Origin of the sequence: Streptomyces sp. cf386, from assembly GCF_900103585.1 — a bacterium.
Taxonomy (GTDB): domain Bacteria; phylum Actinomycetota; class Actinomycetes; order Streptomycetales; family Streptomycetaceae; genus Streptomyces.
In genome coordinates, this window is record NZ_FNHV01000019.1 from 12,964 (window position 1) to 38,979 (window position 26,016).

Consider the following 26,016-nt stretch of genomic DNA (forward strand, 5'->3'; position numbering starts at 1 on the left):
GGAGCGCCGGCACGAGGCGCTGCGGCACCCGATGATGCCGCGGGTCGCCGTCTGTCCGAACGAGATGTGGGCGGCTTTGGTGGCGGTGACCGGGCATGTACCGGTGCCTTTGTCCGCCGACGATTACGTCGAGCTGCTGCCTCTTCGGTGGCAGGCCGTCAACGACTACGGCGTCCGCTTCGGCTACCGCACCTACGACCACCCCGGCCTGAACCCCTACCGGCGCCGCCGCTCACCGCGGGCGGACAAGAACGGACGGTGGGAGGTCCACCACAACCCCTACGATCCGAACCGGGTGTGGGTGCGCCTGCCCGAGGGATGGCTCGAGGTGCCGTGGGTCCACGCGGGGGCGGTCAGGCGCCCGTTCACCGCGTTCACCTTCGACCATGTCCGCCGCACCGTGGAACGCCGGCATGGCCGTGAAGAGCACGAGGCGGCGATCGCCCAGGCACTCGATGCGCTGCTGCGCCGTGCCGGCCAGGGACTGGGCAGCAGGCGAGAGCGGACGGTAGCCGCCCGGGCCCAGGCGGCCGCGCAGATGACCGATCCCTCCCCCGCCACCGCCCCGCAACAGTGGCCTGCGCCTCTCGCGCCGGGGGCCTCCTTCGGGCTGCCCGGCTCCTTCACCGTCCCGCTCCAGGATCCCGACGGCTGGGACGCCGACGACAGCCTGGACGACATCGAGGACAACCAGGACGACGAGGACTACCTTCTCGCCGCCTTCGCCGACGGCCAGGACATCGCGGCAGCCCACGCGGATGAGGCCGAAGCATCCGGGCCGACGGCCGAAACGACCCGGGACCAGGCCGCTGAGCAGACGCTGGACACCGCCGGGGCGGGCGGCATGCGCATCTACGACCCGTACCAGGAGGCCCAGGCATGGTGACAGCGGCCCAGCCCGCCACCACGAGCACTTTCAGTCCGCTGACCACGTGGGACGGATGGCAGCAGTTCGTCGACACGCCCCACGCACCGGCACGGGATGCCGACGACCAGGAATGGACGCTGGAGCAACGGGAGGACTACCACGCACGGTTCGTGGTGCTGAAAACCCCCGCCATGGACACCGTCTCCACTGCGGTACGCCGCCTGCTGCTGCTCAACCGCGGCCAGCAGGGCGGAGCCCGGCGCGGCCTGATCATCTCCGGGCCGGCCACCACCGGGAAGACAACCGCGATGCAGCAGCTCGGGCGCACCGTCGAACTCGCCGACCGGCGCCGCCACCCGAACCAGGACGGGCGTCTGCCGGTCCTGTTCATCACCGTGCCGCCGTCCTCCACCCCGAAGATGCTCATCAGCGAGTTCGCCCGCTTCCTCGGCCTGCCTGCCCTGGAGCGGATGAACCAGATCCAGATCACCAACGCCGTGTGCGAGCTGCTGTGCGAGATGAGCACCCAGCTCGTGCTGGTCGACGACGTACACCTGATGGACACCCGCAGCCGGGCCGGCGCCGAGACCTCCGACCAGCTGAAGTACCTCGGCGAGCGGATCCCGGCGACGTTCGTCTACTCCGGCATCGACGTCGAATCCTCGCCGCTGCTGACCGGCGTGCGCGGCTCCCAGCTCGCCGGCCGCTTCAAAATCGTGCGCAACCAGCCGCTGCGCTACGGCAGCCCGGCCGACAAGCAGATCTGGCACGACCTGGTGCACGGCATGGACAGCGCCCTGCGGCTGCGCCGGAACCGGCCCGGCACGCTGGTCACGCACGCCGCCTACCTCCACGCCCGCACCGGCGGCCGCATGGGCAGCCTCTCCCACCTCATCCGCGAAGCCGCTCTGGTCTCGCTGCTGGACGGCACCGAGAAGATCACCAAGAAACTGCTCGAACAGATCGAGCTCGACAGCGCCGCCGAACAACGGGCCCGGGCACCACACCGCCGCCGGACGCCCTCGCAACGCCAGCCCTGACCTGCGGCATCTGCCTCAACCGTCCGTCCCGCTCCCCCGTTTGGCCACTGCTCGGATACCGGCATATCCGAGCCCGCCAGGAACGACTTCTGCTCCCTCATGCACGACTCTCCTCCACCACAGCCGCAGCGTACGGCGACGCCACGACCGGGGCCGGTACGGCTCGCACGGCTGCAGGGCGAGACGAACCTGTCGTACCTGGACCGGCTGGCCGACCGCTACCGGCTCGGCGTCAGAGACCTCATCCCCGCACTCCTCCAGGTCGGCGGAGGCCTGTTCAAGGGCTACCGCACGGACGGCGAGGTGTACCTCAACGCCGAAGCCCGCGCCCGCGTCTCCGCGTTCTGCCGCGTGCCCGAGGAGATCCTTCAGCGGGCCCTGCCCGCCTGGCCCGCCCAAGAGCCCATCTCGCCGGACGGGGCGGGTGCAGCCGGGCGGTTCCGCTTCGGGGCCGTGGTGCCGGCCGCGGGGGAAGGCTGCCGGCCGTGCACGGCAGCACGCACCGGACGTACCAAGCCCGCCCGGGTGTATCTGCAGCCGCACACCCGGATCTGCCCGCGCCACCGGCGCTGGATGCTCGGCACCCACTGGATCGACGGCGCGCCGGCCGACACCGAGCAGATCGACCTGGCGGGACTACCCGAAATGCTCTCGGCACACCGGCGGCACTTGGCGCTGCTGCGTCATCGGCCCGATGCGGTCGAGGCGTTCGCTGTCGCCCATGCCGTGGTCGTCTCCTGGTGGGCGCAGCAGTGGCCCGAGGAGGAGCAGTGGCGGCGCCGGGAACGCCAGATTGCGCCGCCTGGGGCTGATCCGGGCTGGTGGCGGCTGCTGGCCCGGGACGCGGTCACCTACCCGGAGACCGTCGCCCTCACCTCGGTCCTCACCAATGAACACACCAGACAGCGGCTGCTCGCCGACACCGGCGGACACCTGCCCCACACGCTTGCCCACACCCCTGCCCTGGTCACCCAGTTGGCGCGGGCCACGAGGCGGCCGTGGCTTGCCGAGCGGATCGCCTCGACCTCGGCCGGCCCTTTGCTGCTCTGGGTGCAGCACTGCGCACGGGCCGACGCAGACCCAGCCGTCACCGACCGGCTGTGGACGCTGCACATGGCGCACCGGCCCCGGCCCATCGCCCGCGAACTCACCGCCTACCGCGACGCCGCACAACAGCCAGAGAAGTCCGCAGGCGGTACGCGGCTGCACCTGGGGCTTCGGCATACCTCGGACCAGGCCTTCACCACCGGCCTGGCCCACGCCCGCGCCTACGCTGCTGTCCACGGCCATCTCGCCGCACCGATCCACAGCCGGTTCAACGGCTTTGCCCTGGGCCGGTGGCTGTCGAACCACCGGAAATTCCCCGCGATGCCACCCGAACACGTCGCGGAACTCGAGGCACTGGATCCGTGGTGGCGGCCGCCGTGGACGGTGATGTGGCAGCGCTTCTATTACCAGGCCCGCGACCACACCCGCGCCCGCGGTGCCCTGCGGCCCGAACACGGCTTCCCCACCACCGGCTTCGGCCTGGGCGAATGGCTCTACAACCAGTGCACCGGCTACGACAGCCTGCACCCCGGCCAGCAGCACCTCCTGGCCGACATCGGCCTCACCCACGAGAGTGCCCGGGTGGCCCGGCCCCGCCGCAAGCACATGGCCACCCACTTCCAAAGTGTCCTCGCCCGCGCCTACGCCGACACCCACGGCACGCTGGTGACCGCGACCACCGACACCGTCCAGGACGGACTGAAGCTGGGGCAGTGGCTGTCCAACCAGCGCAGCAAGGACCGCGCCCACCAGCTACGTCACGGCACCCCCTCGCCCCGCGCGCTGGCACTGTCGGCGATCGCCCCCTGGTGGAACCCGCCCTGGACGCTGGAATGGCAGCGCTCCTGGCACCAGGCACACACCCACGTCCAAGGCGGTCACGTCCTGGATACCGCGGCGGGATTCCCCGGCACCACCAGCGCGCTCGCCACATGGCTGACCACCCAGTGCGCCCAGCACGACACGCTCCTGCCCGACCAACACGGCCTGCTCGCCCGCATCGGAATCACCGCGGACCAGGCCCGAAGTGCCGCCGCCCGGCCCGCCGAAAGCGAGGCCGACTTCGCCACCGCCCTGAGCTACGCACGCTGCTACCACGCCGTCCACGGCACCCTCGCAGTCGCAGTCGACACCGTTCACGACGGCTTCCAGCTCGGGCGGTGGCTGCGCCGGCAACGCCAGCACGCACGCGACCACGCCCACCGCGGCACACCTCCATCCGCCCAGACGAAGGCCCTGTCGGCGGTCGATCCCTGGTGGTGCCCGCCCTGGAGCCTGCCGTGGCAACGCGCCTGGCAGCACATCCACAACCAGATCAAGGCCGGCCACCGGCTCGACGCCGACCACCACTTCCGCAGCTTCGCCCCCGCCCAGCGCACCTGGCTACGCACACAACGCAACCACTACGACGACCTCCACCCCGACCAGCAGCGCCTCCTGACCGACATCGGCCTCACCCGCGACAGCGCCCGCACCCGGCCCCTCAACCCCTACGCAGAAACCGCCCTCGCCCACGCCCGCGCCGACACCCACCACACCCTGGCCGTGACCTACTCCACCGTCCACGACGGCTTCCCCCTGGGCCGCTGGCTCAACGACCAACGCCAACAGGCCCAACGCGAGACCCCCCCAGCGCCCGCCACCAGGCACTGACCGCGATCGACCCGTGGTGGAACCCGCCCTGGGACCTGGCCTGGCAGCGCGCCTGCACCCGCGCCCGCACCACACAAGCCCGCCCCCACGGGGTCCCGGCCGACGTACGAACCTGGATCAGAGCACAACACGCCGCCTGGCCACACCTACGCCCCCAACAGCAACAACTCCTGACCGACCTGGACATCACCCCCGAAGCCGCCGCCCGCCGCCGCACCAGCCGCGTCTACCCCGTAAGCCCAGGCCTCGCCCACGCCCGCGCCTACGCCGCCCTGAACGGCCACCTCGCCTGCAGCAAAGACACCCGCCACGACGGTTTCGCCCTGGGCGACTGGCTCGTACAAACACGCCGCAGAGCCCGACAAGGCCGCTTCTCCCCCACCACCACCCAAGTCCTTGAGGACCTCGACCCCTGGTGGAACCCACCCTGGCCCAGCATCTGGCAACGCACCTACCAACAAGCCCAGTTCAACCACCACACCGGCCAGCCCTACTCCCCCGCCCTCCAGCGATGGACCAAGCAGCAACGCACCCGCTGGAACACCCTCCACCCCACCCAGCAGGAGCTTCTCACCACCATCGGCATCCACCCCGGATAGAACCGACAACACCACCACTGCCAGACCCATACGGAACAATCCCGCCATGGGAGATTCCCTCGCAACGCAGTTCCTGAGCATGGACCTTGAAACGGCCTGCCCCTCCTGCGGATATCTGATGTGGGTCCGCTACTCGGAGGTCGTGGCCCAGACCGCCGTGATCTGCCCCCGCTGCTACACCCAGATCTGGCTGGTCGACGAGACCGGAAGCGCGCAGAACGCGGGCGACGCCGTCCAGCAGCAGATCACACAAGCTCTGAAAGGCCTCTTCCGGTGAAGTACCAGCAGCGCCTCCAGGTCGCCGTACGCGAACGCCTGCGCAAACTCATGACCGCGCCCTACTCCAGTGCTGGCCACGAAGTCCACCTCGCCGTCACCTGGATCAACAACCAACCCGCCCTCAAAGGCCTCCTCGAAGAGGCGTCCCAGGCAGAACCAGGCGTCGACCGGGAGCGGTTCCGCACCGGACTGACCCGCAGCGGCCGGTTCGTCTGGCCCGGCCGAACCGAACAAGGGCGAACCACACTCATCTGGGAACTGATGCAGAGCATCGCTTCAAAAGAGGTGAGTAACCCCGATGTCGGCTTGCAGACCGCGATCGGCTACAGCATGGAAAGACGCCACCAGGACAGCTGGCGGGAATTCGCCGAAGACATCCTGCAGCCCCTGTTCGACTTCCTCAGCGAACGCGTCGGTTCAGAAAGCAGCATCCCTGCACACCCTCGAGCGATACCGGACCCGCATCGAGTGGTTCGACCGCGAAGAGCTCTACACACGCTTCAAAGCGAATCTCGCCACCGGCGAAGAGGTCTACAACCTCGACCTGCAGCGCTTCCTCTTCCTTGAGGGCGACCACGTCACCCACGCCAAGCCCCGCTCAGCCTCCGGCGAAGCAGACCTCATCGGCGACCTCGACGGCCGCGACCCCCTCGTCTGCGACGGCAAGATCTTCGACGGGAGCAGCCGCGGCAAGGGCTACCTCGTCAAAGGGCTGCACCAGATCGTCAAGTACGCCCACGACTACGGGCAGCACACGGCCTACCTCGTCATCTACAACATCACCGACAAGCTCCTCGAACTGCCCACCGACGGCACCCCCGGCGCATGGCCCCCGTACACCGAAATCTCCGGCGTCCGCGTCTACTTCATCCACGTCCGCGTCCTGCCACCCACCACCACCGCCAGCAAAGCCGGCAAAGCCACCCGCGTCACCCTCACCCGAGACGACCTCACCAACCCCGACACCACCTGACCCACACCCACCAAGTAGCAGCCCACTGGAACTGCACCACGATCAACCAACCTGCACAGACGCCATGTACGCAGGTCAGCCACCACGGCCCCACCCAGAACCACACCCCGAGCACCCCGGGCGCCGCGAACAACACTCAGAAGAACTGAGAAACCCCAGCTCGAAGCCACAACAGCAACTCAGAAAGACCCGGCGACGACACGAGCCGGCTCTCCAGGATGTGCTCGCATGTTCGGCCTCCTGCCGCGAACTCGGCGCCGGTGCGTGCTGTCATCGCCCGGAAGAACGCCCGGCCATCCGGGGACTGGCTGCTGGTAGTCCAGTGATAGCCGGGACCGTCCAGGAGGGCCCTGTCGACGAGGCGTGTGCCAAGACCTCGCCGCTGCACTTCCGGAGAGAGCGAGATTTTCGAGATGACGCCCCGCTCGCACTCGTGACAGACCTTCCACACGAGCCGCGCATCGGATATCCCGTCACGGCCATAGACGCGAATGTCCTGGAAACCTGCAGGCCGCGTCGCGGCGTGCAGCAGGAAGAACCACTCGGTCCACGGACGGAGAAGAAGCATCCACCGCCAGCGAAACTCATCCAGCCCGTCAGGTGTCCTCACCGGAACTCCTTCTCCAGTCCACTGCCCGCGTCCGAGTCTCGCGGGCATCACCGCGGTTATCCTTCAAACGATAGGAACAGCCACCCCCACGACAGCCGACCTACCTTCACACTGGCCGGAAAACAGCAGCCGCTTGGTCACCCCATGACAGCCGACCGGATCGCATCCACCTCCCGTGACCAGGCGCCCAACACTCCCACACCGCTGACACCCACCCAACGCCACCAGCACGCCCACTCACACCCGTTCTCGCCCAAGCCGCATCCGGTGACGCGTGCACTCGCCCGAGCGGCCCGAGGCTCCCGTCGCCGAGGCGCACTCGGCGGTTCGTCAGGCCAGCGCGGCCGATGGCAAAACGGGGCTGGATGGCTGGAGTTGTGGTCTACACCAAGCACCTCAGTCCCACTATCCTCATCCGTAGCCAGTAGCACACCATCCCCCACCCAGGTTGCGTGCTGGCGCGGGCGACACCCCCTGAACCTGCCCAAGCAGCCGGGTGACCTCCCCCTTCACCGCCTCCAGGAGGATCACGGTGAGAGTTCGCACCAGAAGCTCGGCGATCATCGGCACCCTCTGCCTGATCGCTTCCCTCGCCTTAACGACTGCGTCCGCCGACGAGATCGCCGCCCCACGTCAGGCAGCGAAAGTCGCGCTCAAGGAAGTGGCCACGGCCCAGAATCCGACCGCAGGCACCGCCGGTCCCGGTGGCACGGTCTGGATAGCCGAACGCGCGGGCACCGTAAGGGTCTTGGACGACCAAGGGCTCGGCGAGCCCGTCCTCGACATATCCGGCGAGACCACCACCGACGGCGAGCGCGGCCTGCTGGGCGTCGCGTTCGACAAGGGGTTCGCGCACTTCTACATCTCCTTCACGAACCGCGAAGGCACCAGCACCCTGGACGAGTTCGCCGTGCGGGACGGCAAGATCCAGCCGGACACCCGGCGCACCGTCCTCACCCAGACACAGCCGTATGCGAACCACAACGGCGGCGACATCACGTTCGGCCCCGACGGCTACCTCTACATCGCGTTCGGCGACGGAGGCGCGGGCGGCGACCCGCACGGCAACGGGCAGAACCTCGGCACCCTGCTCGGCAAGCTCCTGCGGATCGACCCGAACGGCGCCGAGCCGTACGCGATCCCGCCGGACAACCCGTTCGTGAACGACCCGAACGCGAAGGACGAGATCTGGGCGTACGGGCTGCGCAACCCGTGGCGGTTCTCCTTCGACGCGGGCACGGGCGACCTGCTGATCGGTGACGTCGGACAGAGCGCCTGGGAGGAGATCGACTGGGCCCCGGCGAGCAGCAAGGGCGGCGAGAACTACGGCTGGTCCCAGATGGAGGGCAACCATCCCTTCCGGGGCGGCACGGAGCCCGCGAACCACGTGCCGCCGATCCACGAGTACGACCGTAACGGGCTGGGCTGCTCGGTGACCGGCGGATACGTCTACCGGGGCACGGCGATCCCGGACCTCAAGGGCCAGTACGTGTTCAGCGACTACTGCGACGGCACCCTGCGCACTCTGCGGATAGAGAACGGCAAGGTGACCGGCGTCGGCGACCTCGCGGCCAACGGCGGCTCGGTCGTCTCGTTCGTGCAGGGCGGCAATGGCGAGCTGTACGTGCTCGACCTGGGGGGCAGCGTCTCCCGCATCGACCCTGCGTAACGACCACGGGAAGAAGCCGCCGAGCAGCGAGTGTCACCCGGGTCGGCTGGATCACCTCCAGGTTCTCCGGCCCCCGCCTGAGGCGGCCACATATCCCAGGCGTGCACGGGCCGTGCACGGGCCGTGCACGGCCTGCCGGCCGGTCCCCCCATGCCGTCTGCGTCCGGCCGCGCCGCCACCCGTTCCAGCCGTGCGGACACATGTCTGCCCCGGCCCGACAGTCTTGATGTCCTTCGGTGCGGGACCTGTACTTCGGCCGCCTTGCCGGACGACGCCGAGTCAGTGTCGTGTGCTCGGGGCCCTGTTAGGGTCGGGGCCCGCCGGGCTCGGCCCGCAACCAGCGGCAGGGGCCAGGCCAGCCCCTTCACAGAGGCACGGCTGCACGGTGGCCGTACGCTCGTCGTCCCGCCTCGTCGCGCGGCTCCGCATGCCTGGCCTCCACCGACGGCATCCTCCACGTGATTGCGCCCCACTGTTTCGATCCTGGCGAGGATCCGTCCTGGGACAGAAGCAGACCTCGTGGCCCTGCTCCGGCGTGCTGAGGCCGGCCGGACCACCCGTACGGAGTCGCTGTCCCCTTTCCGGCGGGGGACGATGGAAGCAGCTCAGCAGGGGGGCTCCTGGCGGGAGACGCCGGTGGTGGACACGGATGTACTGATCGTGGGTGCGGGACCGGTCGGGTTGACCGCGGCCGCCGAGCTGCGGCGCCAGGGCGCCGACTGCCGCGTCATCGACAGGCTCCCGGCCCGGTTGCCGTACGCCAAGGCCGTGGGTGTCCAACCGCGGACGCTGGAGATCTGGGACCGGATGGGCATGGTGCGCGCCGCCCTGGAGGTCGCCGTGCCGATGCGGGGGCAGGTGGTGTACGCCGACGGGGCCGAGCAGGCGCGCTTCGAGCTGCGACTCCCGCCCGAGGTCCCGTACGTCTTCGCGGCCCTGCCCCAGTACGAGACGGAGCGGATCATCGAGGAGCATCTCGCCCGCTTCGGCACCGGCATCGAGCGGGGCACCGAGCTGGTGGGCTTCACGCAGCACGAGCACGGGGTCGTCAGCCGGATCGCCACGGCGAGCGGTGCCCAGCAGGAGCTGCACTCACGCTTCCTGGTCGGCTGCGACGGGGCGCACAGCACCGTCCGCAAGGGGCTCGGGCTCGCCTTCGAGGGCGGTGCGTTCGCGCAGGAGTACATGCTCGCCGACGTGGAGGTGGACTGGAGCCTCCCCCAGGGATACGGAGTACGTGCCCTGCACCACGCCCGGAACGGCCGCGTCGACGACATCCTGGTGTGCATCCCGCTGCCCGGTCACCGCCGGTACCGCATGTCGATGCTGGTGCCCCTCGAGCTCTCGACGAGCGGCGAGGGGGCCTCGCAGGACTCGGTGGCCCACGGGCTGGAGGGTGGGCGCGCACCGCGGATCGAGCACATCCAGGCGGTCCTCGACCGGCTCTCCCCCCAGCCCACCACCGCGTCCGCCATGCGCTGGTCGTCGGTCTTCCGCATCAGCCATCGCCTCGTCGACCGGTACTCCGCCGGCAGGGTCTTCGTCGCCGGGGACGCCGCGCACATCCACCCCCCGACCGGAGCCCAGGGCATGAACACCGGCATACAGGACGCCTACAACCTCGCCTGGAAGCTGGCGCTCACGCTGGAGGGCGGCGCCCATCCCCGGCTGCTCGACAGCTATGACGCCGAGCGTCGCCCCGTCGGCGAGGAGGTGGTGCGACGCACCGTCAGGCATGCCACCGAGGGCATCCGGGCCGCTCCAAAAGACATGACGACCGTCATGCTGCGTGAGGCCCAGTTGCTCGTCGCCTACCGGAACAGCCCCCTGGTGGCAGCCGACGGCGCGAAACCCGGCAACAGCAACGCCGGATCACCCGGCCCGCACCCCGGAGAGCGCGCCCCCGACTGCCACGGCCTCACCGCCGGCGTGGCCGCAACACCCCTGCGCCTGTACGACCTGCTGCGCGACCGCGGACACGTCCTGGTCCTCTACGCCGACTCGGCCGACGCGCTCACCGGGTCCCGCGAGACCGCCGCCACCGCCCACCGCCTGACAGGCGACCACGTGACCGCGTTCGTCATCACCCCGCACCAGGACACAGCCGAACCCATACAGGGACAGACCGACGCGGACGGCCGGCATCTGCCCGTCTTCCAAGACGGTGCGGCACAGTTCGAGCGGCTGTACGGCATCGAGGGCCCGACAGCCTTCCTCATCCGCCCGGACGGATATCTCAGCGCCCGGCTGTCACCGCTGAGCGCACCCGCGACCACGTCCGCGCTCTTCGACGCTCTCGGACGCGTATTCCACTTGCCGTAGGCCACCCAGAAGCCTGCACCCGGCACCCGGCGAGACACGCTCGCTCCGCCGGCGCCACAGGCCGTAAGCCGTGCGGGAGCAGCTCAGCCCCCACCCCGATCCGCACCCCGTTGCGGCATCCCGCCAAGCCGACACTGACCTGCGCCCATGCCGAAGCGGCACGGCGTGGCAGCGTGCCCGGTAGGCGATCCGTTCCCGGACCGCCCGCCCTTGGGCCAGCCGGCTGTGATGGGTCAGTTCCTCGCCGAGCCGCCGCAGGGAGGCGAGGTTGCCCCGCCCTTGGTGATGGCGTGCCCGCTGCAGCAGGGACCGCGAGCCCACGGTCAGAACCAGTGCAGGCAGTGCGGGGAGCGGTCGGCGCGGAAGAGGGAGTCAGCGAGGATGGCCGCGCCTGGGCGGTGGGCTCGGATGTGTCCGGCTCGTACCAGCGTGCTCGGGGCAGTGCCGCCGAGATAGACCGAGCCCAGGTCGCGCACGTCCAGGGACAGATCGGGTTCCCGGTCCGTGGGGACACAGACGGCCTCGCCGTCCCGGACGGTCAGCAGGTAGCGGCCGTGTTCGCCGAAGAACGGGTCGTCGATATCGAGGACGAGCTCGCCGTCCGTGAACCAGCCCCGCGCGGTCAGAGCACGCGGGACGTCCAGCAGCCGCACCCAGAGCCAGTCCATGAGACCGCTCACCTCGCCGGCGCGGAAGTCCGCGAACTGCCAGCGCAGCGGGTGCTCGGGCGGGACGTGCTTGAACACGACCTGAGAGACCAGGTCGTGTCCGAGTGCGAACCGGGCCAGGGAGGCGAAGACGGCGTCATCGGTGGCGATGGTCTCGTCGACCGTCAAAGTGCCGGAATCGACCCAGTAGCTGGCGTACCCGTCCGGGACACCGCCGGCGTCCCGGTGGACAGCGACGTAGCGCGGCGCCGGCGAAATCGGGGGCTGCCCCGCGCGCAAAGCCCACCAGCGGCGCGGCCGGGACAGCGCGCCGGGCTGGGCGCGGCGGTACCGGTCGTAGACCTCTTCCAGAATCCCGCCGCACTCGGCCCGCCGCAGCACCTCGACCGAGCCGTTGTCCGAGCCGGTCGCCGGCGCGTCGCCCACACCGCCCGCCCGGGGAACGGCGAGGGCGGCCCTGTGCCGCGGCACCTTCAGCTGCGCCGTGTACGTCGCCGGTCCGTAGCCGAACCTGCCGTAGATCGGGGCCTCAGAGGCCAGCAGCACGGAAAGGAACTCCCCGCGGGCCCGCAAGTCGGCGAGCTGATGCCGCATCATCGCGCTGAGCACGCCCCGGCGCCGGTGCGAGGGCAGGACACCGACAGCGGTCACCCCGGGGGCCGGGACAAGGGTCTCACCAGGCAGGGTGAGCTCGAAGGAGTGCGTGGCAGCGGTGCCGACAGGCCGCCCCTCCGGCGTCAGGGCGAGCAGGCAGCAGTCCATTTCCAGCGCCGACCACCAAAGCCCTCCGCCCTCGACCGCAGGTTCCGGGAACAGCCCGAACGCGGCATGGACCGTGTCGACGAAAACGTCGAGATCCTCGCCGGTCGTGGAACGGATCTCCATCGCTGCCGATGCCTCCTCGCGATACCGGCACCACGACACGTGGTGCCCGGCCACAGTGCAGCGTTGCCCCGTAGCGAGGGCAAGCGAATTACCGCCGGACCCGCAGCCGGACACAGCACAGCAGGCCCTGACGGACAGTGGACATCCGCCCCAGCCCATGCCCTTCTCACTGCAGACGCAGGCACGTTCACGTCGCCGAGCGGCCAGGACGACGTCCCGCAAGACGCTCTTGCCGCACCAAGCTCACAACCACGGCCTTCGCACTGTTCCTCTGCCTCTGTGACAGAGCACAGGATCGAGCCCAAGCCGCGACCGTGACCCCGGCGAACTTCGCGTACTGCACGGCGAGCACAGCTACGAAACCAACGGACAAAGCGGCCCGGCGCGCCGGAACCCGTCCCTCCCGGCCAACCGCCACGCGAAAGCCCGTACCGGCCTTCGGGCGAATTCCATGCCCGCCCCGCGGTCCGGACCCCGCCCGGTGGTACGGGCATGAGATGCCCACGCCCTCCGACCAGCCCGCCACGCCGCCCCGGGCCCCCGGCGGCACCCACACCCACGTACCCGCCCCGCTGCGCACAGCGGCCGCGTACGCGTGGCGGATCATCGCCGTCGGCATCGTCGTACGCGCCGGCTTCTCCGTACTCGGGCACTTCCACCGGATCGCCGTCGCCGTCTTCCTCGGCCTGGTCGTCACCGCCGTCCTGCGCCCCGCGGCCGGGCTCCTCGCCCGGTTCATGCCCCGCCCGCTCGCCGTCGCCGCCGCGCTCACCGGCGGCATCGTCCTCGTCCTCGGGACACTCGCCCTGGTCGGCGAGATCGTGGCAGGCCAGCGGGCCGGCCTGGAGAAGGAATTCGTGGCAGGAATCGACCGCATCGAGCGTCGTCTGGAGAACCCCCCCTTCCGGCTCTCACCGGACACCTTCGCCGACCTGCAGTCCCGCATCGGCAAGCTCCTCTCCAGCCACCGCGCCACCCTCGCCAGCGAAGCCCTCAGCGGCGCGACCCGACTGCTCGAAGTGCTGACCGTGCTCGCCCTGGCCCTGTTCTGCGCCGTCTTCTTCACCCACTCCGGCGACCGACAATGGCACTGGCTGTGCGACCAACTCCCCCCGGCAACACGGCAGCGCACCACCCTGGCCGGGCAGGCCGCCTGGCAGACCTTCACCGGCTACACCCACGGCATCCTCCTGGTCGCAGCCACCAACGCGGTCCTCGTGGGCATCGCCCTGGCCGCCCTCGGGGTGCCGCTCGCCGTGCCGCTCGCACTGCTCGAATTCCTCGCCGCCTTCATCCCCCTGATCGGCTCACCCATCGCCCTGGCCATCGCGGCCGTCGTGGCACTCGCATCGAAAGGACCCCTGACCGCTCTGCTGGTCGTCGCCCTCATCGTGATCATCGGACAGATCGAGGGCCACCTGCTGCACCCGATCGTGATGAGCTGGGCCGTCCAACTGCACCCTGTGGTCGTCGCACTCGCCGTCGTCGGCGGAGCCGTCGCCGCCGGGGTCATCGGCGCGGTAGTGGCCGTACCCCTCACAGCCGTCGCCTGGTCCATCTATCAAGCGCTACGAAACCCCTCCCACCACCCTGCACAAGGCACAACCGGCACAGCCGGCACCCCCAGCCCCTGAACGACTTACAGCCGACACACTCCACCTCCACGCTCAGACCGATCCCGATCAGACCGATCTCGATGACACCAGCAGCCACGCCGCGCGACTCCCCCAAACACCGCAAGGCGCTCACCGGCAAGAGTGGCGTGGGCAGGCCATGGCGCCCGCGACCGGAGGAGGGCGTCGCACCGTATGGCGGACAAGGGCGGGTGGATCGGGCCGCGAGAGACTGGCCTTCGTCTCGATTCCAAGGGGTCGTCAGGTGGCCTCTGGAGTGGGCGCGTTACGCCCTTGGAGGGAAATCGCCCCGGGATGCGGCGCGCCTCACCCCAGAAAAGACTGTGGGCATGTTGCCCCTCCGGCTATCGCCCATACGCCCGATCGAGGTTCCCGATGAATCCGAAACACCCCGCCTGTCCACCCCGCGGAATGGAGCCCCAGCCCATCCCGCCCGACCCGAGCAGACACGACAAGGCCTGCGCGCGCCGGGAGCCGATGCGGTTGGTGCTGGCATGCTCAGCAGCGGGCATGCTGCTCACGGGCTGCTTCGCTGCCGGTGACAGCACAACCGGGGACCGGGGCGCACCTCCCCTGGCTCAGAGACCGGCAGTTACGGCGTCGGCGAAGAGCAAGCCGGCCCCGGCGCCGCCAGGCAGCCCCGGCACGCGGGCGTCGACCCAGGCTGAGGTAAGAAGCTCCCTCTCTCGCTTGCTCGAACCGATCCGGGCGCAGAGCGGCACCGAGGTGTCCGTCGCCGTTCTGGAGCCCGGGACCAGTCGGCGGGCGGTGTACGGCTCGCAGAGGCACATCACCGCGAGCCTGGCGAAGGTGAATATTCTGGCGGCCCTGCTGCTGCGTGCCCAGCGCGAAGGACGGTCACTCACCTCGTGGGAGACCTCCACCGCCGCCTCGATGATCCAGAGCAGCGACAACGACTCCGCGGGTGCGCTGTGGCGGCGTATCGGCCGCGGCCCCGGTCTCACTGACGCCAACAAGGTCCTGGGGCTGACCTCCACGGAGGCGGGATCGGGTTCCCACTGGGGCCTCACCCGCACTACAGCGACAGACCAACTCACCCTGCTGACCGCCGTGTTCGCCGACCGTTCACCGCTCAGCGAGGCGTCACGCGACCTGATCCAGACCTTCATGGGCCGGATCGACGCCGACCAGGACTGGGGAGTGTCGGCGGAAGGCAGCCGTTGGCACCTCAAGAACGGCTGGGTGCAGCGCTCTCACTCGCAACGCTGGGCCATCAACAGCATGGGGCGGGTCGAAGCGCACGGGCGCACGTTCTACCTCGTCATCCTCTCGCACGGCAGCCCGAGCATGTCTCATGGCATCTCCGCTGTGGAGCGAGCCGCGCAGTCAGCCGTACATGCCTTTTGCCGTACTTCCCCTCCTGTGTCCCCGATCATCCGCTGAGCTGCTTCCCCGGCGTCTGGCGGGACGCCGGATGAGCGACATAGCCCCCGATGCCGGTGAGCACCCCCGCCGCTGCGACCAGCAGCGCCGTGGTCAGGCCGACACGCAGCAGCAGCGCGCCGACGGCCGCGCCGCCGAAGACCGCCACCACGGCGTCGGCACGGTAGGGCTGGAAGGCGTCGGGTGTGCCACCGCCCAGGGTCGACTTTCTGATCCAGGTGACCAGGGTGCCGGTGACCAGCGTGGTGTTCAGGATCGCCCCGAGCCGCCACATCGTCGCGCTGCGCACCCCCATGGCCAGCGCCGTCAGCACGATCACAGCGTAGTGCCGGGGCACGAGATGACCTCTCACCGTCTCCAGACCGACCGCCGCCAGCGCAGCGGCCACCAGCAGAACGGACGCGATGACGGCCGAGGCCAGCAGCCACCGGCGCAGGCGCGCAGCCGTGGCGACGCCGAGCCGGCTTCCGGTGACCGCGCCGACCACGAACCCGCCCAGCGCCGTGAGCGAACCCAGCGGTGCCAGCCCCTCGCCACCGGCGAGCGCGAAGCCGAGGAAGAGGATGTTGCCCGTCATGAAGGCGGTGAAGACCTGACCCAGGCCCAGGAAGGCCACCGCGTCGACGATCCCGGTGACCGCGGTCAAGGCGATCAGCACCTTCGGCAGCGGGTCGGAACGAGCCGGCACTGGCATACGAGATCCCTTCTGCGGCCTGGTGATGTCGAAACCTGTCTTCAGCCACGCAAGTCGCAACCTGACAGACCCTCACCACACCACCCACCGCTCCCCCGCGCCACGCGGACTGCGCGCCTCGCCGATCAGCCGGCGAACACCCTGCCTTCCTTCACGAGGTAGTGCGCCGGGCCGGAGCAGCCGATGGACGGTGTGACGAGCAGACTCACCGTCAGCGGCGCCGGTTCGATGCTCGCGGTCGTGAACTCGCAGACGGCGCCGCTGCCCGTCAGCGGGTACCAGAACCACCCGTCGACGTCGCCCACCGTGACCCGGTCCGACTCCTTCCACGCGCCCCTGGTCTGCGTGAAGACCTGCAGCCGCACGGAGGCGGCGTACTCGTCCTGCTCCGACCGCACCGCGGTCAGCGTGATCTTGTAGTCGCTCCCCAGGACGGACGAGGCGATCTGCCGTGTCTGCGGTGCCGCGGCTTCGGCGCCTGCGGTTCCGGCGCCTGCCGTGCCGAGGACGCCCGCCATCAGGGCGGTGACGGCGGCGAGCGTGGTGCGGCGGGTGCGGTTGCCGCTGTGGTTGCGGTGGTGGTTGCTGGCCTGGCTCATGTGTTCCCCCGTGGAACCGAGTTGTACCGGAAGGTCGGATTGGTTCGTACGGTGGTAGTGACCAGTCACCCGGCTTGAGGGTTGCACTGGGAACGGCCGGGCGTCTGCGGTGGGACGTACCCCGTACGTCCCCTACGTCGTCCTGGACTTCGTCGGCACGCACAGCCAGGCCAGGCCCGCGGCGGTCAGGTAGGCGAGCGCGCCGATGGCCATGCTGATCCTCAGGCCGGTGTCGTAGTCGGTGGCCGTGGCGAGCAGGCTGCCGCCGAGCGCCACGCCGACGGCGCTGCCGATCTGGCGGGCGGTGTTGAACAGGGCGGAGGCGGCGCCGGAGTACGCCGGTGGTGCGGCGCCCATCACGGTGGCGGTCGAGCCGGTCAGGGCGAAGGACGTGCCGAATCCGACCGCCATCATCGGCGCCACCAGCAGTGCGTAGGCGGGGTCCGCTCCGGCCGCGGCCCAGCCGGCGAGTCCGAGGCCGGCCAGGAGCATGCCGGTGATCACCAGGGGGCGGTCGCCGGTTCGGCGGGTCAGTCGCCCCGACAGTACGGAGGCGAACATGGTCATCGCGACCGCCGGGAACAGGGCCAGTCCGGTGCCGAGTGCGCTGTAGCCCCGCTGGTGCTGGAACTGGAGGCTGGCGGTGAACACCATGCCGTAGAAGCCGAAGTTGAACAGCAGTCCGATGGCCGCGCCGCCGCTCATCGCGCGAGAGCGCAGTAGGTCGAGGGGGAGGACGGGGGTACGGGCCAGGCGCTCGCGCGCGACGAAGGCCACGGCCGCCAGCGCGGCCAGTCCCACCCCGGCCAGCACCGCCGGGTCGGACCAGCCCCGTCGTCCGGCCTCGTTGAGTGCCGCGGTCAGCAGCGCCACCGCCGCTACGACCGCGCACTGCGCCGGCCAGTCCAGCGCCCGGTCGGCGCGCCTCGGTGAACGCCCCACGTGACGCAGCGTCAGCAGCACGCAGGCCACCCCGACCGGGAGGTTGACGAGGAACACCCAGCGCCACCCCACGGTGGACACGAGGAGCCCGCCCAGCAGCGGTCCGGCGGAGGCCGCGATGCCTGCCATCGAGCCCCACAGCCCGAAGGCCCGTGCGCGTAGGGCGGGCTCCGGGTAGGCCTGCTGCAGGAGGGCCAGGGATCCCGGCACGATCAGTGCCGCGCCGAGTCCTTCCACCAGTCGGGCCGCGACGAGGAATGTGGCGTTGGGCGCGAGTGCGCAGGCGGCCGAGGCCAGCGTGAAGACCGTGACGCCCGAGCAGAAGATCCGGCGGTTGCCCAGGCGGTCGCCCAGCGCGCCGCCGGTCAGCAGGAATCCGGCGAAGACGAGGGTGTATCCGTCGGTGATCCACTGGACGCCTGTCAGGGAGGCCGACAGTTCCCGGCCGATCACGGGTACGGCGACGTTGATGACCGTTACGTCCAGGATGACCATGAAGTACCCGGCGCAGACCGCCAGCAGTGGCGCCCTGGCGCCTCGATCTGGTTTCTCGGGCGTTCCGGGCGGGCGTGCGGGCTCACCGTCACCGGCGGACTCCGCGAACGCCACGGCCTCAGCTCCATCTCGTTCGCGAGAAACGCACCAGACGTCACATTATGGCCAGATTTCAGGTGGGACACCGAGTCGGGCGGGCGACCGGGGCGTCGTAGACGATCCGACGGATACGGACGGCCGCGGTCACGGCGGCGGCGATACTCGCCGGCGTCACCGCCTGCTCAACCCCCGGCAGCGGCACGGGAAGCGGCGGCGCGGCCGACTCCGTGGTGATCGGGGTCGCCTCCGAGCCGGAGACGCTCAGTCCGCTGCTCGGTTACGGCAAGGACGGCAACTCGAAGATCTTCGACGGTCTCCTCGCCCTGGATGCGGATCTGAAGTTGCGGCCGGCCCTGGCGAAGGCGCTGCCCGAGGTCGGCGGGGACGGGCTCACGTACACGTACACCCTGCGCGAGGGGGTGAAGTTCAGTGACGGTGAGCCGCTCACCTCCGCGGACGTGGTCTTCACGTACCGGACGATCCTCGACGCGAAGACCAACAACACCTCCCGCAGCGAGCTGGACGCCGTCAAGGAGGTCCGGGCGGACGGCGACGACAAGGTCGTCTTCACTCTCAAGTACCCCTACGCGCCCTTCGCCGGGCGCACCGTCCTGCCGATCGTCCCCGAGCATGTGGCCGGCGAACAGGACCCCCACACCGGCTCCTTCAACACCGAGCCGATCGGTACCGGTCCCTATGTCCTCGCCTCCTGGAGCAAGGGCGAGAAGCTCACCTTCAAGGCCAACCCGGGCTACTGGGGCGGTGCGCCGAAGGTGAAGAAGGTGACCATGGCGGTCATCGAGGACGATGACGTGCGTGCCACCCGGCTGCGTTCGGGCGACCTCGACGGCGCGGTCCTGCCGCCCAATCTCGCCGCCACGTTCAAGGACGACGGGGCGAGGAAGACGTACGACGCGAAGACGTACGACTTCCGGACCGTCACCCTTCCCACCGCGAACAGGGTCACCGGCGACCGAGCGATCCGCCGGGCCCTGGACGCCGCCGTGGACCGGCAGGCCATGGTCGACCAGATCCTCGACGGGGCGGGACGCCCGGCGTACGGGCCGTTGCCGGTGGACGATCCCTGGTTCGCGAAGGGCATCGAGCGCGACCAGGATCTGGCCGGGGCCGAGCGGATCCTGGAGCGGGCGGGCTGGGTGAGCGGCGACGGGGGCATCCGTGTCAGGGACGGGCTGCGTGCTTCGTTCGCCCTGCTGTACCCCTCGGGCGACAAGGTGCGCCAGGACCACGCCCTCGCCTACGCCTCCGACGCCAAGAAGGCCGGCATCGAGGTGAAGGTGGAGAGCGCCACCTGGGAGGTCATCGAGCCGCGGATGAAGGACGACGCGGTCCTCGCCGGCTTCGGCAGCAACGGCGACCCCGACTTCGGCCTGTACACCCTGCTGCACTCCTCCCTCGCCGGGGACGGCTTCAACAACATGGCCCGCTACGACAACGCGGCCGTGGACAAGGCGCTCGACACCGGGCGCCGCAGCTCGCAGGCCGCGACCCGCGAGGCCGCCTACGACAGCCTTCAGCGCGAGCTCGTGAAGGACCCCGGCTACACCTTCCTCACCCACATCAACCACGAGTACGTCCTCGCCGACCGCTGGGACGGGCTGACCACGCAGGTCGAGCCGCACGAGCACGGCTTCGCCAGCGGCCCCTGGTGGAATCTCGAATCCTGGCGGCCCAAGCAGTGAGTTCCGCGCTGCCGTGGGGTGCGATGGCACGGCTGGCGGGGCGGCGGCTGCTGTTCGCCGTCCCGGTCCTCCTCGTCGTCACCTTCGGGGTGTTCGTGATCGCCGCCGCCTCGCCCTTCGACCCGGTCAAGGCGTATGCCGGAACCGCCGCGCTCGGCGCCGACGCGGAGACTCTGGAGCGGCTGCGGGAGAACCTCGGCGTGGACCGGCCGTTCACCGCCCGCTGGTGGGACTGGCTGACCTCCGCGTTCGGCGGCGACCTCGGTCAGTCGAGTGTGCTGCGGCAGCCGGTCGCCCAGGTGATCGGCGAACGCCTCGTCTGGTCCAGCCTGTTGTGCGCGGTGGCCTTCGTGGTGGCCGTTCTGACCGGTACCGCGCTCGGGGTCCTCGCCGCGGCCGTTCTGACCGGTACCGCGCTCGGGGTCCTCGCCGCCCGCCGTCCCGGATCGCCGGCCGACCGGGCCGTCACCTCGCTCGCGTACTGCCTGGAGGCGGCGCCCGTGTTCTGGCTCGCGCTGCTGGCCATCTGGTTGTTCGCCCTCCAACTGGGCGTGCTCCCGGCCGGGGGTCTCACCGACACCGCCAGCGAGGAGGTCACAGCGGGGCAGGTGGCGAGCCATCTGGTGCTGCCCGCCGGGGTGCTCGCCGTGTCCCAACTGCCCTGGTTCGCTTTGTACGTCCGTCAGGGCGTCGGCGACGCGCTCGCGGAGGACCCCGTACGCGGCGCCCGGGCCAGGGGGTCGAGCGGGAGAACCCGCGGCGGAGCCGGTCTGGCGGTCCTACGGCAGAGACCGGCGTTCCACCCGGGTACTGCGGGTGCGGGTCTGCGCGGCCCTGCTGGCGGCGACCGTCCTCGCCGTGCTCCTCGTGCCGCCGCTGGTCCGGCTCGACCAGCAGGCCGTCGACCTGGCCGCCAAGCTGCTGCCCCCGAGCTGGGGCCATCCCTTCGGTACCGACGACCTCGGCCGGGACCTGCTGCTGCGCTGCGTCTACGGCCTGCGTGTCTCCCTGCTGGTCGGGGTGGCCGCCGCCCTGACCGCCACCGTGATCGGCACCGCCGTCGGGGCCACCGCGGGGCGCTGGGCGGGTGGGTCGACCGGGGTGTGATGCGGGTCGTGGACACGATCTCGTCGGTGCCGCATCTGCTGCTCGGCATCTTCATCGTGGCCATGTTCCGGCCCGGTGTGTGGCCGGTGGTGGTGTCGGTCGCGCTCACCCACTGGCTGTCGACCGCTCGGATCGTGCGTGCCGAGGTGCTCTCGCTGCGCGCACGCCCGTACATCGACGCCGCGGTGTCCGGGGGTGCGTCGCGGTGGCGGGTGCCCGTACGGCATCTGCTGCCCGCCGTGCTGCCCCAGGCCGCGCTGGCCGCCGTACTGATGGTGCCGCACGCCATGTGACACGAGTCGGCGCTGTCCTTCCTGGGGCTCGGGCTGCCGACGCACACGGCGAGCCTGGGCACGCTGATCCAGAGCGCGCGGGGCTCGCTGCTCGCCGGGCAGTGGTGGCCCACCCTGTTCCCGGGGCTGTTCATCATCGTGCCCACGCTGGCCATCGCCGGGCTGGCCGGAGCCTGGCGGGAGCGGATCAATCCACGCCGCCGATCGGAGCTGATGCTGTGACGCCCGCCGATCCGACGCCCACCGAACGGGCTCCCACCGATCTGGCTCCCACCGGTCGACGCCCCGTGCTCTCGGTGCGCGGGCTGTCCGTGCGCTTCCTCATGCCCGCAGGGCGCCGCGTCGCTGCCGTGACCGACGCGCACTTCGAGGTGGCGGCAGGCGAGTGTCTCGCCCTGGTCGGCGAGAGCGGCTGCGGCAAGTCGGTCCTCGCCTCCGCCCTGCTCGGGCTGCTGCCCGCCAACGCGCAGGCCGCGGGTGAGGCGCACCTCGGTGAGCTCGATCTGCTCGCCGCCGACGAGCGCACGCTCGCGCGGACGGTGCGGGGGCGCCTGATCGGGCTGGTGCCGCAGAGCCCGGCCGCGCACCTCACGCCCGTGCGCACGGTCCGGTCCCAACTGGAGGAGACCGTCGGCGCGTTGACCGGCACCCGGGGGCGTCTTGCCGTGCGCGTCGCGGCGGAGGCGGCCGCGACCCGTGCCGCGTTCCGCGCCGACCACCTCGACCGCCACCCGCACGAACTCTCCGGCGGCCTCGCCCAGCGCGCCGCCACCGCCCTCGCCCTGGTCGGCGACGCGCCCCTGCTGCTCGCCGACGAACCGACCACCGGGCTCGACCGCGACCTCGTCGACCACACGGTCGACGAACTACGACGCCACATGGACACCGGCCGGCGGGCCCTGCTCATGATCACCCACGATCTGTCGGCCGCCGAGCGCATCGCCGACCGCGTGGCCGTGATGTACGCGGGGCGGATCGTGGAAATCGCGGACGCGGAAGCCTTCTTCGGCGCGCCCGGGCCCCGGCACCCTTACAGCCGAGGTCTTCTCCAAGCCCTGCCGGACCGCGCCTTCACCGCGATCCCCGGAATGCCGCCCGAACTGGGCGATCTCCCCGAGGGGTGCGCCTTCGCCGCACGCTGCGAGCGCGCCACCGACGCCTGCGGCGCCCTCCCGCCGACGACCGGCCACCTCGCCTGTCACCATCCGCACGTCCCGGAGGACCTGAGTGCTTGAACTGCGCGCCATCACCGCCGGATACGACAGGAAGGCCCCCGTCGTCCGCAACGCCTCGCTGACCGTCGCCCCCGGTGAGGCGGTCGGTCTGCTCGGCCCCAGCGGCTGCGGCAAGTCCACCCTCGCCCGCGTCGCGGCCCTGCTGCACCGTCCCGACGCCGGCACCCTGCTGCTCGACGGCGAACCCGTTCACCGCTGGCGCCATCGCGCCCCGCGCGCCAGGCGCACCGCCCTCGGCGTCGTCTTCCAGCAGCCCCGGCTCTCCGCCGACCCCCGGCTGCGGCTCACCGACCTGATCGCCGAGCCCCTGCGCGCCACCGGCCGCCGCGACGAAATACCGCAGCGGATCCCCGAGTTGGCCTCCTCCGTCGGCCTCACCCCCGACCTGCTGACCCGCCGCCCCCACGAAGTCAGCGACGGCCAACTGCAAAGGGCCTGCCTCGCCCGCGCCCTCGTCCTGCGCCCCCGCTGGCTGATCTGCGACGAGATGACCGCGATGCTCGACGCCTCCACCACCGCCGCGCTGGTCACGGCCGTCGAGGACTACCGCACCGCCAGGGGCGCGGGCCTTCTCGCCGTCGGCCACGACCAACTGCTCCTGGACCGCTGGTGCGACCGCACCGTCCACTGGAAGGACCTGACCGCCGCGACAGACCCAGGGGCACCATCGCCGGGGTGACCGAGGAAGAGCCGGCGCGCTCAGGGCTCCCACACCTCCGGACCCCCGCCCCGCCACTCGATCAGCCCGGACAGCCGTACGTACTCGGGATCCGCGTCCTCAATGCCCGCCCGGCGCAGAAACTCGGCCACGTCCAGGAGGCCGTACGCCATGCCCAGGAAATGATCGTCCACGCGGACCCGCCGGCCGCCGTCCTCGGCGGGCGGGTAGACGACGACGGGCTGCGTGCTTGCCATGGCACCAGGGTGCGGTGCGGGGCGCTCACGCGCATGCGGGGCGCGGGCTGCTCCCCCGGCTACGGCATCGCCAGACCCGCCTTCGCGGCCCGGCCGTCCGGGCGGGCGGTGGGCCGGAGCAGGAGGAGGGCGATGTCGTCGGTGTGGCGCCTGGCGGGGCGGATGCGGTGGACCAGGTGGTCGACGAGGTGGTGCAGGGGGAGGTGGCTCGACTCGCCGAGGTGGTGTGCGAGGTCGGCCGTGGTCTGCTCGATGTCGGTGCCGGGGATTTCGACCAGGCCGTCGGTGTAGAGCGCAAGGAGGGACCCCTCGGTCAGGGGCAGGGCGGTGACCGGGTAGGTGGTCGTTCCCATGCCGAGGCCGAGGGGCGGGCCGGGGTCGAGGGCGACAGCATGGGCGTGGTGGTCGGGGTGGCGCAGCAGCGGGGGCGGGTGGCCGGCGCTGGCCAGGGTCACCTGGTGGCGGGCCAGGTCGAGGTGGGCGTAGAGGCAGGAGACGAAACGGCCGGCCTCCAGGTCGGTCAGGTCGCGGTCGGTCCGGGCCAGGACCTGTCCGGGACCGGCGCCGGCGGTGGCGTGGGAGTGGACGGCCGTACGGACCTGGCCCATGAGGGCGGCGGCCGTCGCGTCGTGCCCCTGCACATCGCCGATGACCGCCGCGGCGGTGGTCTCGGTGAGGCGGATGAGGTCGTAGAAGTCGCCGCCGATGTCCATGCCATGGCTCGCGGGCAGGTAGCGGGCCGCGACGTCGAGGCCGGTCACCGTGGGCAGGGTGCGCGGCAGCAGGGTCTGCTGGAGGGCGTGGGCGAGGCTGTGCTTGGCGTCGTAGAGGCGGGCGCGGTCCAGGGCCTGCGCGATGAGACCCGCCAGGGGCGTGAGGATGGAGCGCTCGGCGGCGGTGAAGGTGCGCGGGTGGTTGTAGGCGAGGACGAAGCAGCCGATGGGGTGCCCGGAGGTGATCAGCGGCAGGAACGCCCAGGCCCGCTTGTCGCTGATCTGCGGCGCCCTGGGATAGGCCCGGGCCAGCTCCGCGCGGTCGGCGAAGTAGGACGATCGGCCGGTGGCCAGGGCACGTCCTGCCGGGGTGAGGCCGGCGTCCACGGGCAGGCCGTCGAGTCGTTCGACGGTGTCCGGGGCGTATCCGCGGTGCCCGATGATCTGCATGCGGCCGGCCTCCACGGTGGTCATGATCATGCCGTGGGCACCGAAGGCGGGCAGGATCTGCTCGGCGACCAGGTCGACGACGTCCTGGACACCGACGGTCTCGGTCAACGCGGCGGCCAGATACACCAGCAGGTGGATACGGCTGGCGGCGGTGGCGTCGATGGGGACGGGCTGCGTGTCGCCCGGTCTCAACGGCGGGCCTGCCGTGACACCGGGCGTGATGAGGATGCTGATGCCAGTGGCGTCCGCGTCGAAACGGAAGCCGAGCCACTGGACCTCGGGGCGCAGGACCGTCAGGGCCAGGGGCTCGCGGCTGGTCACAGCGGTGCGGTAGGCGTCCATGAAGGCGACGTCGTCCAGCCAGGCCAGTGACTGCCACGGCTGGGTGCCCAGCAGGTCCTCCACGGGCCGGCCCAGCAGTTCGGCGGCCACCGCGTTGGCGAAGGTGATCCGCCCTTCCCGGTCGAGGGCGAGGGCGCCGAGGGTGAGACGTTCAACCAGGTCCGCCGCGGCCGGCGCCGACTGAGCGTGCCGCGTGTCATGGTGGCGCAGGGGGATGAACCGGGGCCGGTCGGACACGGCAGTGGGGCGGGCGGCGTCCAGGACCCGGGCGAGACGGCGAGCGCTCAGCGCGATGCTCCCCCGCTCCCGAAGTGTCAGATGGCCCGGACGGTCGGGTGCCCACATCAACAGCAGCGCGCCCTGCCTGCCGCGAACACCTCCCGTCAGGGGAACGACGGCGAACGCCAGCCCGTACGGGACATTCGCGGCCACCCGCGGATACGCGCGGGCCAGCTCTTCCTGGGAGCTCACCCAGACGAGCCGCTGCCCGCGTACGGCGTCCTGGGTCGGACCGTGGGACGCGAGCCGTACCCGCCACCACGGCGCGAAGGCCTCGACCGGCACGCCGCACATCGCGTCCAGCGCCAGTACCGCTCCTGTCGCGTCCAGCCGGTACACGGCCCCGGCCACCGCGCCCGTACGGCGCACAGCCGCCGCCAGCGCCGCACCCAGCGGATCGGCACCATCCGGTTCCTCGGAGCGCCCGGTCACGTGGGGCACAACCTCACGCCCATATCAGGACGGTACGCCCGCGCATCCGTGACGGCACGCGGAGCCA

The 26,016-nt window shown here is 70.9% G+C and carries 20 protein-coding genes and 2 pseudogenes; 15 read left to right on the forward strand and 7 right to left on the reverse strand.

Going from position 1 to position 26,016, the window contains the following annotated elements; translation table 11 throughout:
* Positions 1-109: 109 nt before the first annotated feature.
* The 6 genes from BLU79_RS49435 (at position 110) to BLU79_RS36760 (ending at position 6,459) form a co-directional block, all read left to right on the forward strand.
* A complete protein-coding gene (locus BLU79_RS49435; RefSeq protein ID WP_256333600.1) occupies positions 110-886 on the forward strand; it encodes a hypothetical protein in 777 nt (258 codons plus the stop codon).
* On the forward strand, positions 880-1,908 hold the full coding sequence (locus tag BLU79_RS36745) for a TniB family NTP-binding protein (protein ID WP_093910338.1): 1,029 nt from the start codon (positions 880-882) through the stop codon (positions 1,906-1,908). Before BLU79_RS49435 ends, BLU79_RS36745 begins: the two co-directional genes overlap by 7 nt.
* 99 nt (positions 1,909-2,007) lie before the next feature.
* Entirely contained in the window at positions 2,008-4,608 is a 2,601-nt protein-coding gene (locus tag BLU79_RS36750; RefSeq protein WP_256333601.1) for a helicase associated domain-containing protein, read from the forward strand.
* Between the two features lie 272 nt (positions 4,609-4,880).
* Positions 4,881-5,207 carry a helicase associated domain-containing protein gene (locus tag BLU79_RS49440; RefSeq protein WP_256333611.1) on the forward strand — a complete coding sequence of 109 codons (327 nt, stop codon included), beginning with the start codon at positions 4,881-4,883 and terminating at the stop codon, positions 5,205-5,207.
* A gap of 46 nt (positions 5,208-5,253) precedes the next feature.
* On the forward strand, positions 5,254-5,484 hold the full coding sequence (locus tag BLU79_RS36755) for a hypothetical protein (protein ID WP_093910339.1): 231 nt from the start codon (positions 5,254-5,256) through the stop codon (positions 5,482-5,484).
* Positions 5,485-5,784: 300 nt separating this feature from the next.
* Positions 5,785-6,459 (forward strand): hypothetical protein, encoded by a 675-nt coding sequence (locus BLU79_RS36760; protein ID WP_093910340.1) that lies wholly within the window; start codon positions 5,785-5,787, stop codon positions 6,457-6,459.
* A gap of 136 nt (positions 6,460-6,595) precedes the next feature.
* On the opposite strand, the gene BLU79_RS36765 is transcribed toward BLU79_RS36760, so the two are convergent.
* On the reverse strand, positions 6,596-7,069 hold the full coding sequence (locus tag BLU79_RS36765; protein WP_093910341.1) for an N-acetyltransferase: 474 nt from the start codon (positions 7,067-7,069) through the stop codon (positions 6,596-6,598).
* A gap of 532 nt (positions 7,070-7,601) precedes the next feature.
* Here BLU79_RS36765 and BLU79_RS36770 point away from each other — a divergent pair.
* Positions 7,602-8,738, forward strand: coding sequence for a PQQ-dependent sugar dehydrogenase (locus BLU79_RS36770; protein ID WP_093910342.1), 1,137 nt, complete (start codon positions 7,602-7,604; stop codon positions 8,736-8,738).
* 594 nt (positions 8,739-9,332) lie between these two features.
* The gene (locus BLU79_RS36775) at positions 9,333-11,060 is read left to right on the forward strand and encodes an FAD-dependent monooxygenase (protein ID WP_093910447.1); all 1,728 of its coding nucleotides are present in this window, start codon (positions 9,333-9,335) and stop codon (positions 11,058-11,060) included.
* A 323-nt stretch (positions 11,061-11,383) separates the two neighbouring features.
* Here BLU79_RS36775 and BLU79_RS36780 read toward each other — a convergent pair whose 3' ends face one another.
* A complete protein-coding gene (locus BLU79_RS36780) occupies positions 11,384-12,613 on the reverse strand; it encodes a GNAT family N-acetyltransferase (RefSeq protein WP_093910343.1) in 1,230 nt (409 codons plus the stop codon).
* Between the two features lie 497 nt (positions 12,614-13,110).
* On the opposite strand from BLU79_RS36780, the gene BLU79_RS36785 reads away from it, so the two are divergent.
* Both BLU79_RS36785 and BLU79_RS48430 read left to right on the forward strand, forming a co-directional pair.
* Positions 13,111-14,247 carry an AI-2E family transporter gene (locus BLU79_RS36785; RefSeq protein ID WP_093910344.1) on the forward strand — a complete coding sequence of 379 codons (1,137 nt, stop codon included), beginning with the start codon at positions 13,111-13,113 and terminating at the stop codon, positions 14,245-14,247.
* 690 nt (positions 14,248-14,937) lie between these two features.
* Positions 14,938-15,651, forward strand: coding sequence for a serine hydrolase (locus tag BLU79_RS48430; RefSeq protein ID WP_093910345.1), 714 nt, complete (start codon positions 14,938-14,940; stop codon positions 15,649-15,651).
* Here the strand turns inward: BLU79_RS48430 and BLU79_RS36795 are convergent.
* The 3 genes from BLU79_RS36795 to BLU79_RS36805 form a co-directional block, all read right to left on the reverse strand.
* On the reverse strand, positions 15,641-16,345 hold the full coding sequence (locus tag BLU79_RS36795; RefSeq protein ID WP_093910346.1) for a YoaK family protein: 705 nt from the start codon (positions 16,343-16,345) through the stop codon (positions 15,641-15,643). The two genes, BLU79_RS48430 and BLU79_RS36795, sit on opposite strands and share 11 nt — an antisense overlap.
* A gap of 125 nt (positions 16,346-16,470) precedes the next feature.
* Positions 16,471-16,944, reverse strand: a complete 474-nt coding sequence (locus tag BLU79_RS36800; protein WP_093910347.1) for a hypothetical protein — start codon at positions 16,942-16,944, stop codon at positions 16,471-16,473.
* Between the two features lie 132 nt (positions 16,945-17,076).
* Positions 17,077-18,495 carry an MFS transporter gene (locus BLU79_RS36805; protein ID WP_093910348.1) on the reverse strand — a complete coding sequence of 473 codons (1,419 nt, stop codon included), beginning with the start codon at positions 18,493-18,495 and terminating at the stop codon, positions 17,077-17,079.
* 104 nt (positions 18,496-18,599) lie between these two features.
* On the opposite strand from BLU79_RS36805, the gene BLU79_RS36810 reads away from it, so the two are divergent.
* The 5 genes and pseudogenes from BLU79_RS36810 to BLU79_RS36830 all read left to right on the forward strand — a co-directional run bounded on the left by BLU79_RS36810 (position 18,600) and on the right by BLU79_RS36830 (position 23,497).
* Positions 18,600-20,183: an ABC transporter substrate-binding protein gene (locus BLU79_RS36810; RefSeq protein WP_093910349.1), complete on the forward strand. Its 1,584-nt coding sequence runs from the start codon at positions 18,600-18,602 to the stop codon at positions 20,181-20,183.
* Positions 20,184-20,206: 23 nt separating this feature from the next.
* A pseudogene (locus BLU79_RS36815) lies at positions 20,207-20,938 on the forward strand (ABC transporter permease); the annotation flags it as partial.
* A 55-nt stretch (positions 20,939-20,993) separates the two neighbouring features.
* Positions 20,994-21,805: pseudogene (locus BLU79_RS36820) on the forward strand (ABC transporter permease).
* A gap of 101 nt (positions 21,806-21,906) precedes the next feature.
* Entirely contained in the window at positions 21,907-22,818 is a 912-nt protein-coding gene (locus tag BLU79_RS36825) for an ABC transporter ATP-binding protein (protein WP_093910448.1), read from the forward strand.
* Positions 22,811-23,497, forward strand: coding sequence for an ABC transporter ATP-binding protein (locus BLU79_RS36830; RefSeq protein ID WP_093910350.1), 687 nt, complete (start codon positions 22,811-22,813; stop codon positions 23,495-23,497). Before BLU79_RS36825 ends, BLU79_RS36830 begins: the two co-directional genes overlap by 8 nt.
* 20 nt (positions 23,498-23,517) lie before the next feature.
* Here the strand turns inward: BLU79_RS36830 and BLU79_RS36835 are convergent, their stop codons facing one another.
* Positions 23,518-23,733, reverse strand: a complete 216-nt coding sequence (locus tag BLU79_RS36835) for a hypothetical protein (RefSeq protein WP_093910351.1) — start codon at positions 23,731-23,733, stop codon at positions 23,518-23,520.
* 59 nt (positions 23,734-23,792) lie between these two features.
* Complete coding sequence (locus tag BLU79_RS36840; protein WP_256333603.1) at positions 23,793-25,949, reverse strand: SpoIIE family protein phosphatase; 2,157 nt, start codon at positions 25,947-25,949, stop codon at positions 23,793-23,795.
* Positions 25,950-26,016 lie beyond the last annotated feature (67 nt).

Coding starts and splice junctions, on each gene's coding strand:
- BLU79_RS36800 (WP_093910347.1), bottom strand. CDS start 16,944: ATGAGCCAGGCCAGCAACCACCACCGCAACCACAGCGGCAACCGCACC.
- BLU79_RS36825 (WP_093910448.1), top strand. CDS start 21,907: ATGCCCGCAGGGCGCCGCGTCGCTGCCGTGACCGACGCGCACTTCGAG.
- BLU79_RS36745 (WP_093910338.1), top strand. CDS start 880: ATGGTGACAGCGGCCCAGCCCGCCACCACGAGCACTTTCAGTCCGCTG.
- BLU79_RS36835 (WP_093910351.1), bottom strand. CDS start 23,733: ATGGCAAGCACGCAGCCCGTCGTCGTCTACCCGCCCGCCGAGGACGGC.
- BLU79_RS36795 (WP_093910346.1), bottom strand. CDS start 16,345: ATGCCAGTGCCGGCTCGTTCCGACCCGCTGCCGAAGGTGCTGATCGCC.
- BLU79_RS36785 (WP_093910344.1), top strand. CDS start 13,111: ATGCCCACGCCCTCCGACCAGCCCGCCACGCCGCCCCGGGCCCCCGGC.
- BLU79_RS36755 (WP_093910339.1), top strand. CDS start 5,254: ATGGGAGATTCCCTCGCAACGCAGTTCCTGAGCATGGACCTTGAAACG.
- BLU79_RS36760 (WP_093910340.1), top strand. CDS start 5,785: ATGTCGGCTTGCAGACCGCGATCGGCTACAGCATGGAAAGACGCCACC.
- BLU79_RS36780 (WP_093910343.1), bottom strand. CDS start 12,613: ATGGAGATCCGTTCCACGACCGGCGAGGATCTCGACGTTTTCGTCGAC.
- BLU79_RS36750 (WP_256333601.1), top strand. CDS start 2,008: ATGCACGACTCTCCTCCACCACAGCCGCAGCGTACGGCGACGCCACGA.
- BLU79_RS36775 (WP_093910447.1), top strand. CDS start 9,333: ATGGAAGCAGCTCAGCAGGGGGGCTCCTGGCGGGAGACGCCGGTGGTG.